10 protein-coding genes are annotated in these 12,311 nt (G+C 40.3%); 1 reads left to right on the top strand and 9 read right to left on the bottom strand.

What is annotated here, in order from left to right; translation table 11 throughout:
* Positions 1–25: 25 nt before the first annotated feature.
* The 8 genes from QWZ08_RS03360 to QWZ08_RS03325 form a co-directional block, all read right to left on the bottom strand.
* The gene (locus tag QWZ08_RS03360) at positions 26–1,375 is read right to left on the bottom strand and encodes a sigma-54-dependent transcriptional regulator (RefSeq protein ID WP_290335797.1); all 1,350 of its coding nucleotides are present in this window, start codon (positions 1,373–1,375) and stop codon (positions 26–28) included.
* A 407-nt stretch (positions 1,376–1,782) separates the two neighbouring features.
* Complete coding sequence (locus QWZ08_RS03355; protein ID WP_290335796.1) at positions 1,783–2,139, bottom strand: hypothetical protein; 357 nt, start codon at positions 2,137–2,139, stop codon at positions 1,783–1,785.
* A gap of 35 nt (positions 2,140–2,174) precedes the next feature.
* Positions 2,175–5,561: a PAS domain-containing hybrid sensor histidine kinase/response regulator gene (locus tag QWZ08_RS03350; protein ID WP_290335795.1), complete on the bottom strand. Its 3,387-nt coding sequence runs from the start codon at positions 5,559–5,561 to the stop codon at positions 2,175–2,177.
* Positions 5,562–5,637: 76 nt separating this feature from the next.
* A complete protein-coding gene (locus tag QWZ08_RS03345; RefSeq protein ID WP_290335794.1) occupies positions 5,638–6,822 on the bottom strand; it encodes a glycosyltransferase family 2 protein in 1,185 nt (394 codons plus the stop codon).
* Between the two features lie 320 nt (positions 6,823–7,142).
* On the bottom strand, positions 7,143–7,433 hold the full coding sequence (locus tag QWZ08_RS03340) for a hypothetical protein (protein WP_290335793.1): 291 nt from the start codon (positions 7,431–7,433) through the stop codon (positions 7,143–7,145).
* 32 nt (positions 7,434–7,465) lie between these two features.
* The gene (locus QWZ08_RS03335; protein WP_290335792.1) at positions 7,466–7,669 is read right to left on the bottom strand and encodes a hypothetical protein; all 204 of its coding nucleotides are present in this window, start codon (positions 7,667–7,669) and stop codon (positions 7,466–7,468) included.
* Positions 7,670–7,856: 187 nt separating this feature from the next.
* Positions 7,857–9,032, bottom strand: coding sequence for a sugar transferase (locus tag QWZ08_RS03330; protein ID WP_290335791.1), 1,176 nt, complete (start codon positions 9,030–9,032; stop codon positions 7,857–7,859).
* Positions 9,033–9,044: 12 nt separating this feature from the next.
* Positions 9,045–9,446, bottom strand: a complete 402-nt coding sequence (locus QWZ08_RS03325) for a response regulator transcription factor (RefSeq protein WP_290335790.1) — start codon at positions 9,444–9,446, stop codon at positions 9,045–9,047.
* 482 nt (positions 9,447–9,928) lie between these two features.
* Here QWZ08_RS03325 and QWZ08_RS03320 point away from each other — a divergent pair, with 482 nt between their 5' ends.
* Positions 9,929–10,702 (top strand): glycosyltransferase, encoded by a 774-nt coding sequence (locus QWZ08_RS03320; RefSeq protein WP_290335789.1) that lies wholly within the window; start codon positions 9,929–9,931, stop codon positions 10,700–10,702.
* A gap of 159 nt (positions 10,703–10,861) precedes the next feature.
* Here QWZ08_RS03320 and QWZ08_RS03315 read toward each other — a convergent pair whose 3' ends face one another.
* Positions 10,862–12,217, bottom strand: coding sequence for an ATP-binding protein (locus QWZ08_RS03315; protein ID WP_290335788.1), 1,356 nt, complete (start codon positions 12,215–12,217; stop codon positions 10,862–10,864).
* Positions 12,218–12,311 lie beyond the last annotated feature (94 nt).

Here is a 12,311-nt window from a genome sequence, read left to right as displayed (position 1 = left end):
GAGGTTACAGCATGTTATACAAGGTTTAAATAACAATTTCTTTTTGCTGAATCATTTTATAAATAGTTGATTTGCCGATATCCAGTTTGTCAGCTACCAGCAACACATCATTGTCGTACTTTTTTAAAAAGTGCTTTACAATAAAACAGGTGTACTGGCGAAGCGTTTTTTCTTCATTGATAAAGTTTTCATCATTGGCTGATGAACCGTAGGAAATATCATCGGATATAATTTCCTGCCCGTTACTCATTACAACGGCCAGATCAATAATTGCTTTTAGCTCCCTTACATTACCGGGATAATTGTACCGCATCAATTTTTCCTTGGCATCGCCGGCAATAGCAATAGAGGCCAGTTTATTTTCCCTGCAAAATTCATCGGCAAAATGTTTAGCCAATATCAGTACATCGCTTCCTCTTTCCCGCAGGGGCGGTAACTCAATGGGTAAACCTATGATGCGGTAATATAAATCTTCCCTGAAGTTTCCTTTTTTTACTTCTTCGCCAAGATTTTTATGGGTGGCGATTATCAGCCTTACATCCAGCTTCACTTTTTCATTTCCGCCTACCCTTATAATTTCCCTTTCCTGCAACACACGCAAAATTTTACTTTGCAAACTAAGATCCAGCTCAGCAATTTCATCCAAAAAAATAGTACCGCCATTAGCCTCTTCAAACTTGCCTTCCTTTCTTGATACAGCCCCGGTAAATGCACCCTTTTCATGACCAAACAATTCACTCTCTATTAATTCCCTGGGTATAGCCGCCATGTTAACGCCAACAAAAGGTTTGCGTTTACGCTCGCTGTTATAATGAATGGCTTTTGCCACAACCTCTTTGCCCGTGCCGGTTTCGCCTGTTACAGATACATTGATATTTGTTTTGGAAGCCTTCTCCATTAACGCAAATATCCTGTTCAGCGCAGGACTTTGGCCTTTGATACTTTTATCAAATGAAAATTTTTGTCCCAACTCTTCCCTTAGCCCTGCCACTTCTTTTTTCAATTTGCTGGTTTCCCTTACCTTGATAACAGAATTCCATAAAATCTCTTTTGTATTTTCATCTTTTACCAGGTAATCCGTCACACCTAATTTCAGCATTTTTACCGCCACCACAATATCTTCCTGGCCACTGATCATAATTACCGGCACGCTGTCGTTTACCCGCCTTATTTTTTCAAACAGTACATCACCGGTATAGTCAGGTAAAGAAAAATCAATGGTAATCAGATCCGGATGTTTATGCATATTTGCCAGGCATTCCTTACCTGTTGTAAAACGGCTTACTTCATAATCCGGATTAAGTGAAAGCTGGTATTCCAGTATTTCGCCGTACCACAGGTCGTCTTCAACGATAAATATTTTGTAAGAATGCATGGAATAAAATGATTAGTGTAGTGCACACGCACTGCATAATTCCAACGCTTTTCCGAATATAAAATTGCGCTTTGGTTTTTGGAAGGCTTCCAGTTTTAAGAATTCCCCTATACAATAGGAATTTTACTACAGCAGGATACCAAAGTTTACTATCCACTTTTTTTCACCTGCACAAATTGTACCGGACCGGTAACAAAAAGGAAGAGTACATCACAATCAATCCCATCTGATAAGTGGTTAAAGTGAACCTGCAGCATGCTGTTGTAAAAAAGAGTCGGTTAAAGTTTACTTCAATCAGAAGAGGCCATTGCACATACAGGATGCATTCATTGCAGCGTGGTACAATGAAGTAGTAAAGACATGGAGCTGCTATAACCCGTGGCAGCAGGTTAAAGCAGCTGGCCTATTTAGTTGGCTTCAATAACCTTGTTTAGCGCCGATTGCGCATCTGGCCAGCCGGTAATAATATTTTGTGCCAGCACTTCCAGTTCGGGGTGAAATTCGCCATCAGCAAAAGTCTGGTCAATGATCCTGCTCCATCTTTCCACTTCGGGCATACCGGCAATGGCAGATAAGGACACCAGCGAATGGGCATTCTTTCTTATGGCTTCCGGATCTCGTTTTTGCCACGAATCTTTCAGCGAAGTAACTTTAATATTCACGTCTTCTACGGTGCCGATTAACAGGATTTGTTCAAAAGACTTATCACCCCCTGTCAATGAATAGAGGTAGCTGAGGTCGATGGTGATGGGCGTGGCATTCATAGTTGTGTATTTATAGATAAGGGTAATTTGTGTCGTTATTTAATATTCAGTTGTGTTAGTATGCTTCTGTCAATGATCTCATCTTTTTTAATCGATTCAATAATACTGTTAAACAAGTCGTTGGGTTTAAATGGCTTTGCTATGTAACCATTGATACCTGCCTTGTAACAATTTTCCATTTCCCCGTTCAGTGAATGTGCCGTCATTGCTATGATGGGTATGCTTGCAAGCCGGCCGGGTAAAGCCCGGATATGGCCTGCCGCACTAATTCCATTCATTACAGGCATTTGAATATCCATCAGCACAACATCAAAATATTGTTGCTGCAATGCATCCAAAGCCTGCAGCCCGTTGATAACATGCACTACAGTAAACCCTTTCATCGTGAGCACTTTAGTTGCCAGCAGGGCATTCACCATATTGTCTTCTGCCAGTAAAATATGAATGGGCCGGTTGGTATTTACAGACAAAACATTATCATTTGTTATTGCCTGAGTAAGCAGCAAACCTTTTGATTCCACATATCTTTTAAATGGCAGAATAAAATTAAAAGTAGTGCCTTTACCAGGTTCGCTTTTCATGTTGAGGTTACCGCCGTACATGTCTACCAGGCTCCTCGTGATATTTAATCCAAGCCCGGTACCGCCATATAATCTTTGGGTATCGCTGTTAGCCTGTGTAAATCTTTCAAAAATACTTTTCTGCTTATCTTTCTCAACGCCTATACCTGTATCTGTAATAGAGAAAGAAATATAGTCTTTCTTCTTATCGGTACCCTGCGCCAGTTTACAGGTAACATCAATGCTGCCGGTATCGGTGAATTTAACCGCATTGCCCAGCAGGTTTAATAATATTTGTGTCAGCCTTAACTCGTCCCCCATCACTTTTGATGGAATCTTTTCGTCTATATAGGTGTTTACCCTGATGCCCTTCGCCGTTGCTTTGGGGCCAAGTATTTTCATCACGTCCCGCACAATTTTAGGGATATCAATTGGCAGGCTTTCGAGTGATAAATTGCAGGACTCTATTTTAGACAAGTCGAGTACGTTATTGATGAGTGCAAGCAGGTTGCCCGAAGCTGTTTTGATTATGTCAACATACTCTGCCTGTTCCGCATTTAAGGGCGTATCCGAAAGTAAATCATTAAAACCGATGACTGCGTTTAAGGGCGTCCGTATTTCGTGACTCATATTGCTGATAAATTGCTCCTTTACCTTCAGCGATCTTTCAACCATTTCATTGGCTGCCAGCAAGTCAGATTCAACCTGGTGCCGGCCGGTGATATCCATTCCAAAACCCAGTATATATTTTAGCCCATTCCGGTCGTAAAAACATTTGTTGATAATATTAAACCAGGATAAGGATTTGGTTTCGGGATTTTTCACGCTGCCTTCTACCCTTATCATTTGCCCTTCTTCCAGTTCAAAAAGCTTATCTAAATCACCCAGGAAAATATCTCCCGTTCCCGAAGAAAGGCTTTCCGCCTCGGGAATTTCATTTTGATTGTAAGGATAAAATTTAGCAAACGTTTGATTGGCAAGCATAATCTGACGCTGCTCGTTCAGCATAAAAATTACGTTGGGACTATTGTCTATTATCTGCCTTATAAACTGCTGCTGTCTTGCGATTTCTTTTTGCGCCGATACTGATTCTGTTATATCAATGGCACTGGCAATTACATAGGGGCTGTTACCATTGTTTTCATACACGGTATTTTGATAGAGCCACACTCTTTTAGTACGGCTTTTTGTGTAAATCTCCAGCGTACCCCTGGCCGTACCTTGTTTAGTAATGGCTTCTATGTAGGCATCAAAATCATCCTGGTATTCATCGGGCAAAATCAGTTTAATATTTACCCCTACTACTTCTTTTTTTGTATAGCCGGTCAATTTTTCCGCTGTGGCATTGATATCCAGCAACACACCATTCATATCATGCAGGCAAATAATTGCCTGTGTATTATTTAATACTGCCGCTTTTTCTTCTTCACTTTTCCTCAGGGCAATGCCAGCTAATTTGGCTTCTGTTATATCCTGCACCGTACCAAATGTGCCGTTAAATGCACCATTGCTGTTTATAAACGGATTGATATTCGACATCATGTAGTGTTCCTTTCCATCCAACAGGATCCGAAATTCCACTTCGATTTTTTGCAAGGTAACGCAGCATTTAGCGAGGCCTGCATTAATGGTTTCAATACCTTCCTGCGGCATTTTACTAAAAATATCTTCCATCCCAACGGGGCCATCCAACGGCAGTTGATACAACAACCGCAACTCCCTTGAAACTGTCAATGTGCCATTCGGGGAGATTTCCCAGGTACCCAGCCGTGCAATTTGCATTGCCTGCTGCAGTTTATTTTTATTGCGGATTAACTGTACCTGCAATGTTTTACGTTCAGTGATATCCTGCTGAATAGCCAAAAATCTGTTTGGCCTTCCCTGCGCATCCATTAAAGGCACGATGGTAGTATCAACGCAGTAAGATTTACCATTGCTGTTGCGGTTAACCAATTCTCCTTTCCAGGTTTTACCATCCAGCAGCTTGGTCAATATACGGCGTACTACCGCCTTATTACGCATACTCAGGCTGATGGTCCGGTAATCATTTCCCAGCAATTCATCTTCCGCCATTTCATTCAGTTCGCAGAATTTCCTGTTTACATGAATAACTTTTCCTTTGTTGTTAAACACAATTACAATGGCCGACTGGTCCAGTGCAAACTTATATTCCGACACTTCTTTATACAGGGATTCAATCGCGATTTCTTTTTCTTTACGGCCCGTAACATTTTTATGTATCGCAATAAAATTCAGTATTTCCCCGGTATCATCACAGATAGGTTTAATGCTTACCGACAGCCAGATGGCTTCTCCATCCTTATGGTATACCAATAACTCTTCTGTAACAGCTTCACCCCTGAGCAAATGCTGAACCATTCGCTTTACGGCCGTCTGATCGGTGAACGGACCATGCAAAACATCACTCAAGTTTTTTCCACGCACTTCTTCCAGGGTATATCCGCAATTTCTTGTAAAGCCATCATTTACCCATTCAACCAAACCAAGTCCGTTCGAAATCACGATCGATTCATTTACCTGCGCTACCACTTTTGCCAGGAGCCGAAGCTGCATATCCGCTGCAGAACTGATGCTTTGTTCCTGCGATAAACTTTGCTTTATTTCACGGTTAAACAACATCAGTTGCTCTTTTTTAAAACCGATAAAATAAAAAAGCATACTTAAGAAAAGGGGAGAAAAAACGATGATTACAAAATCGGGTGCAAATTCAAATATGTGAAACCAGGGGCCTTTAAAACCGTTTACATAATTCAACACCATTCCCAGTATGATCAAGATAACGCCCAACATAAACCCCAGGGCGGTATATTTTACAACACCAAAAAATGGCTCTTTTTTCATAAAGAATTTAATATTGGATGACTACGGGCAAAGGTTGTGAAGGCTTTACCGGATATTATTAAATATGTTTCTTTTCTTAATTCAGTGTTACCGCTTTTCGCTGTGCTTTATCCCAGGTAGCCTTTTGCTGCCCTGATAAATACCTGCGCAAACCGGCCAGTACTGCATAATTCATTATACAGAAATAATACGGTACAAATACCGGCTTAAATGTTACCCGCCTGTTTTCTAAAATGTACCCGATAATAGCCGCACTATAAAACAGCACCTGGGCAACCATTATGGTCATGTAAAACTGGCTGCCTGATTTTATAATGTACATGTTCAATATAAAGATGGCTATTAAAAGGAACGGCGTAATGGTCCAGCGAAGCACCCTGTGTGATACGTACTGAAAATATAACAGGGGTGTTTTTTGCATTGTAAGATTACCGGATAACCGTTGAATGGATTGCCAGCCACCAGCGCAAATTCGTATTTTCCGTTTTAATTCTTCAGCCACATTTTCTGATGCCGTTTCTACTGCATACGCTTCTTTTTCGTATATAATTCTATAGCCTGACGCAGCCATTTGCATGGATTGCATAAAGTCATCCAATAATGTATCTTCCGGCAAATCGCGGTACAAGGAAGACCTGAAAGCTACCAGTTCACCCGCCGCACCACATGCACTGTTAAGCTCGGAATCCAGTTTCTTTAAAAGGGATTCGTATTTCCAGTAAATGCCTTCGCCCGCAGCACTTGCACTGTCAGCAGCATCGTTGATTATTCTTTTTTCGCCCGATACACAACCCACCATATCATCTTCAAAATGTTTCACGATATTTTTTACCGCTGCACTGTTTAGCATGGTGTTGGCATCAGAAAAAATTACAAATGGCGTATCCACATATTTCATTGCCCTGTTTTCAGCAGCTGTCTTTCCACCGCGCCTGTTTTCATGCAATACAACAATATCCGGCCATGCATTTAAATAGCAATCACTGCCATCCGTAGAACCGTCGGTTATAAAAACAATCTTCAGTTTATCAGCCGGGTAATCCAGCTTTTTACTGTTGGCTATCTTAGCCCTCAATATATCCGCCTCGTTAAAACAGGGTATTACCAAAGTAACAGCCGGCTCAAACGGTTTTGCTTCCAGCTTGTCTTTACTTACAATACGCTTAATCAACACCATTGCATACAATACTATCCCGTATCCTAAAAAAGCGTAAAAAACAATACCCATACATATCCAAAAACTTATTTCAATCCATTTCATACGTAAAGTTTTGTAGGGTGGCCAGCGTGTAATTTGTCAGCGGTCATTCTTACCTGGGTAATTATTACAAATTTTCCATAATAAAAAATAACGTTATAACTGACAATAAATTGCACATAGCACACCCGGGGGTGAAAAATAATTATCGTTTATACACAAAGTCGCCCATACAACCGATGGACGATAGTGCGCAACAAATCGTTGTTTCAGCTAACCGGTAACCCGCTTATTTATTATATTTTCTATATTAATATGCCGGTAATGTTACATTTACTTTAGTATATCCAGAGCCTTTACTTCACCAGGCAGGCTGGCGCAAATTATCTGTTCGATGATCGTTCAAGGCTGGTTTGAAACTTGAAAATGTTTGTCTCAAAATCAACCACCAACTTATTATATTTCTCCGCCACTGCAGATACCTGGTCAATGGATATCTGGGCATTAAAAAAGTCTTTTTGCGCAATGGTATTATTTACTTCGGCCGACTGTTTGTTTTTACTGCTTATAACCAGCAACTTTTGTTCTAATTTAAATTCCTGGTAAAGCGTTATTACATCCTGTTTAATCTGCAATTCGGAGCTGTCTTTTTTCGCCACAGCAACGTCCAGCATTGTCTTTTGTATACGCGTTACATTCTTTCTGTTTACCAGCATGGAGAGCGAAAGCTGAACACCACACCCAAATTATAAAATGCCGACTGGGATGTTGTAAGGTTATTTCCTACAACAGCAGATTGATTGTTTACGGCGGAATAGTTGGTACCATACCCATAAGAGCTGCGCAGCGACACAATATCAAAAATGACTTTTTTGTTCATTTTCAAATTCAGGTCTGCCCGTGTTTCCATACTGCGTGATTTACGTGCCTCAGGCGAATATTTAATAGCAGAATCAATCAGCATTGGCAGTCAAGCATCATTTGCCAACACCTTTATTACTGCCAGGTGAAGCCTGCTGCGCAGATAACCGATTTAGAAATGAAACGCAGAGGAAAAAGGTAAAACCAAAAATTCTTAGCCGGTACATGTATTTTTTTTAAACATTTTCAGACTGAAACAAGGCCGGAATGGTACGCATGATCAGCCGGATATCATTTGCGAAACTGTGGGTTTTAGCATAATTATTATCAAGGTTTAATCTTTCTTCTTCCGTCATTTCTCCCCGGTCTCTTTTTTCTACCTGCCACAATCCGGTGATACCTGCGGGAGCCATAAAACGCAATGCATATTTATCTGTAGTAATTTTTTCAGCTTCGTACAATGGCAGGGGCCTGTTGCCAACAATCGACATATCGCCAATAAAAACATTCCACAACTGGGGCAGTTCATCAATACTGGTATTGCGGATAAAATTGCCAATGCGTGTACTACGGGGATCATTTTTAATTTTAATAAAGGCAGAATCAACATTGCTTTCTTTCTGCTGATTATATAAAGTCTCGCAAACAACTTTATTATCTGCGTACAGCGGGTTAATGCAACCCGTTCCTGCCTGTTCGCAAAACTCACACAACTCTTTTACTGCGGGCTCTTCCGCCACCGGCGAAGTTTTAGCAAGATTGTATTGACTCAGGTGCGACAAATCTTTCAGCTTTGCATCGGCACCAGTAAACATGGAACGAAATTTATAAAACTTAAACACTTTATACCCGGAACCCACGCGTAACGAGTAATAAAAAACCGGTCCCTTACTTTCTGCCCGTACCAAAATGGCGATGATCAAAAAGAGCGGACTTAACGTCAATAGGGCCAACCCGGAAAATGTAATATCGAAAATGCGTTTGATTAAAGGGAGTTTATACTGTAGTGCTGTTGCTGCCGCTCCTGTCTTACTATTGTAATTTTCCACCAGGTAAGGAATTCTTGTACGCAGTGCATTTTGGTCAATTGGTTTCGAAAATATTTCAGCAATACTTGCACTCATTGCCATGTTGCGCTGTTCATTGTCAATCTGGTTCATTACTACCATAAATGGTATTTTTCCATATCCAAAACTGCTGAGCGTTTTACGCAAAGGGATACCGTTGGCACCCAGTAATTCATCATCCGTAATAATGGCTTTATAAGGCTTTGTTTTTTCCATGGCATGGTGTAGCGCCAGGCCATTTTTAAAAGTATCTACATCAAATAAATCTTTCAATGCTACCCTGATATGGTCTGCCATAGCAGCCTGGCTGGTAATTACGGCTACTCTCTGATCTGTGTTTATCATAGGTACTAATTTTTATGAATTCTTTTTTCCGTTGCAGCGAAGAATGCCGTTCATTCTTGTAGACAGTTCGCGGGGATTAAAAGGCTTCACTATAAAATCATCGGCACCCGATTCCAGGCAGCGGATTTTATTGTCGGTACTATCACTGCCGGAAAGCATTACCATCGGAATATTTTTTAAGTAACCACTGGAGCGTACCTGGTAAATAAAAGTGTAGCCATCCATTTCCGGCATATTAAGGTCTTCGACTATGATGTCTGGAATATTTCCTTCCTGCATCCTTGCCAATGCCTCTTTGCCATTGCCTTTGGCAACCACGGAAAAAACATCTTTGAAATAATGCTGCAGAATGAGCTTGATAGAGACTTCGTCATGAATGGCCAGCATTGATAGTTGCGGTGTTGATTGATTCATGGATATATGTATTTTACTGTTCAGAATAAAAACATACAACAGGTACTAATTCATTCTTTGCAGGGTACTTTTTTATTGGGATAACAAGTTTTACAACGGATATCTTTCACTGATATTATAACTTAAGTTGGATGAACTTATTTGTAGATATTCATCTACGATTGCGCTAAAAATATCGCTACAGCAAATGAATAATTCGTCCATTACCGGGTTGTAATAATAAAAAAACGCACAGGCAGTTGACATGCTGTTTACTTTAACAAGCCCTGTCACGGGATAAATGACCGGCTTGAATTGGAAGCAAGTGTTGCCAACCTGCTGCCCCAACTTTGTGCACAATGCCTCACCAAAGTCAATTTTCATTCCATCCTGGCCGGTAAAAAACTAACCCCCCGTTAGATATTTGTCTAAAAAAAATCAAGTAAGAAATAAAGACATGCTGTTTACGTTAAGGCTGTACAGCATACAACGAAATAATATCAATGAAAGAAAATTTTGAAGGTGTAACGCTCTTGATTACGCACTACAACAGAAGCAGTTCTTTGGAACATTTGCTTAGAAGCTTTCAAAGCCTCGGTTGCGCATTTGAGGACATTGTAGTTTCGGATGACGGCAGCAAACCGGAGCACCAGGCTTACCTGCGAAAGATACAATCCGAATTTTCGTTCCGGTTAATTACTACTCCCCAAAATAAAGGTTTGGGAAACAACCTTAACAAAGGCCAGGATGCGGTGGTAACACCTTATACGCTTTATGTGCAGGAAGATTTTATACCAACCAAACTTTTTCCGGCCCGTTTCCGGGATGCGCTGACTATTATGAATGAACAGGAAAAGCTGGATGTAGTGCGGTTTTACGCTTACAAAGCGTATCCCTATCTGAAGCCATTTAAAAATGGTTTCTCAGAAATGCTGATAAAACCCTGGTATGCCAATTACGGAAAAATTTATTACTACAGCGATCATCCGCATTTAAGGCGAAGCAACTTTTTGCAAAAATTCGGGCGGTATGCCGAAGGAATAAAAGGCGACCGTACCGAATACCGCATGTGTGTTTCCTTTATACAGCATAAAGGAAAAGGCTTGTTCTACGATGATTTTAAAGCGTTGTTTGTGCAGGAAAATTCGGCCGCAGAACCAAGCACCATGACGAGAAAAAATCTGACTACGGTTAAAAATTCGCTTATTGCCTTTTTAAGGTATGGTTACCGTCAATTGCGTTATAATTTTGATATCCAGTTTGCCCGCTATAATTAACAGCCGCAGTTATATCCCTGGTTTTAAGAACTGGAAACTGGTCAGATAGAGAGCAATTGAACCGTTATCCCAGGCGCCTTGATGCAGGCTTGGTTAAATCAGATTCTGCCTGCCTTGATGACATTGATTGTCCGAATGCCATTTTTCCAGGCGGTACATTTAAATAAATCCTTTTATCTCTGGTATGGTAAAATAAAATGAGGTACCGGTTCCCGGTTTCGAATTTAACCATATCTGTCCTCCATGCAGTTCTACTATTTTTTTACAATGAGAAAGGCCAATGCCAGAACCGTCATATTCATTCCTGTTGTGCAACCGTTGAAAAATGATGAATATCCTTTCCTGGTGCTGCTGTTCTATTCCAATACCATTGTCGGCAATTTCAAATTCCCAAAAGCCATTGGCCAAATGCACACGCATATTAATTAGCGCTGCTATCTCTTTTTTTCTGAACTTAATAGCATTTAGAATAAGGTTTTGAAAAAGCTGCTTCATCTCGGTTGCATAACCACTGACAATTGGTAATCGTTCCAATTTAATTTCGGTGCTTGTTTCCTGTATTACTATACCAATATCAGCAAGTACTTCCTGCAGCAATACATTACAGTCTACCCTTTGGGCCTGCTTTTCCTGCCCGATACGTGAATAATCCAGCAAATCCTTTATCAGTATTTTCATCCTGTCGGATGATTGAACAATAAAACCAAGATAAATATCTGCTTTATCATCCAGCTTCCCTTTATACTGTTTTTGGAGTAAGTCTACAAAACTAGTTGTTGTTCTTAACGGTTCCTGAAGGTCGTGGGATGCCACATAGGCAAACTGCTCAAGCTCCTTGTTTTTCAGATGTAAATCTTTTTGTGAAATCAATAATTCGTCATTGATGTAACACAACTCGTCTTTTTTTGAGTTGATATTACTTATAATTTCGTTTTTACTTTTTTCAATATAGTTTACCTGCGACGTTAATACCAGGATACTAAGTATGCCGGTTATTAAAAAATCAAGATCAATCAGGTGGGGATCTTTTCCAATGAGGGAATAATCTGTCCAATTGGTGTATACCGTTATAAAATAAAAGTAGATAATATGCAACACAGATACAGCAGCCATTATTCTTCCGGATAATTTGCCCAGCAACATAAAGGCAACCATGATGATTGCTGAAAGATAAAACATACCGGAATTTCTCACCCCTCCCTGCCCATACGACATAACATGCAACACAGCAAAAAGCAAGACGACCAGTGAAACAAAAGCTATCCCTGGCTTTTTATGAAAAGCGAAGGCAAAATAGTTAACAAATACGGCGATGAATAAAACCGATATAACTGATAACATCAGCAAATGACCTGATATGACCATCGTAACCTGGTACTGCACAGTGGCAAACACCAGTAAAGCAAATAAAGTGGTTATTTTAAACAACCGGAAACGCTGTTGTAACAGCAGATCGCTTTCATGTATTGTTTCACTAACCGCTTCCAAAAAAAACAGGCCCTTAACTTTTTTCATTTTTTTAAAATTGTTACGCCAGTTTATTGTAGAACTCTGATCAGGATAAAACGAAAAACTGCTTCAATGCTTACCGGTATTTACACCGTAATTC

Origin of the sequence: Ferruginibacter paludis (assembly GCF_030409685.1) — a bacterium.
Taxonomy (GTDB): domain Bacteria; phylum Bacteroidota; class Bacteroidia; order Chitinophagales; family Chitinophagaceae; genus Ferruginibacter; species Ferruginibacter paludis.
The sequence above is the reverse complement of the archived record's forward strand: the minus strand, read 5'-3'. Positions and strand labels throughout refer to the sequence as shown.

Excerpts from the sequence above, each read along its gene's own strand:
- QWZ08_RS03325 (WP_290335790.1), bottom strand. The coding sequence starts at position 9,446 with ATGAATCAATCAACACCGCAACTATCAATGCTGGCCATTCATGACGAA.
- QWZ08_RS03345 (WP_290335794.1), bottom strand. The coding sequence starts at position 6,822 with ATGAAATGGATTGAAATAAGTTTTTGGATATGTATGGGTATTGTTTTT.
- QWZ08_RS03360 (WP_290335797.1), bottom strand. The coding sequence starts at position 1,375 with ATGCATTCTTACAAAATATTTATCGTTGAAGACGACCTGTGGTACGGC.
- QWZ08_RS03350 (WP_290335795.1), bottom strand. The coding sequence starts at position 5,561 with ATGAAAAAAGAGCCATTTTTTGGTGTTGTAAAATATACCGCCCTGGGG.
- QWZ08_RS03340 (WP_290335793.1), bottom strand. The coding sequence starts at position 7,433 with ATGCTGGACGTTGCTGTGGCGAAAAAAGACAGCTCCGAATTGCAGATT.
- QWZ08_RS03335 (WP_290335792.1), bottom strand. The coding sequence starts at position 7,669 with ATGGAAACACGGGCAGACCTGAATTTGAAAATGAACAAAAAAGTCATT.
- QWZ08_RS03320 (WP_290335789.1), top strand. The coding sequence starts at position 9,929 with ATGAAAGAAAATTTTGAAGGTGTAACGCTCTTGATTACGCACTACAAC.
- QWZ08_RS03355 (WP_290335796.1), bottom strand. The coding sequence starts at position 2,139 with ATGAATGCCACGCCCATCACCATCGACCTCAGCTACCTCTATTCATTG.
- QWZ08_RS03315 (WP_290335788.1), bottom strand. The coding sequence starts at position 12,217 with ATGAAAAAAGTTAAGGGCCTGTTTTTTTTGGAAGCGGTTAGTGAAACA.
- QWZ08_RS03330 (WP_290335791.1), bottom strand. The coding sequence starts at position 9,032 with ATGATAAACACAGATCAGAGAGTAGCCGTAATTACCAGCCAGGCTGCT.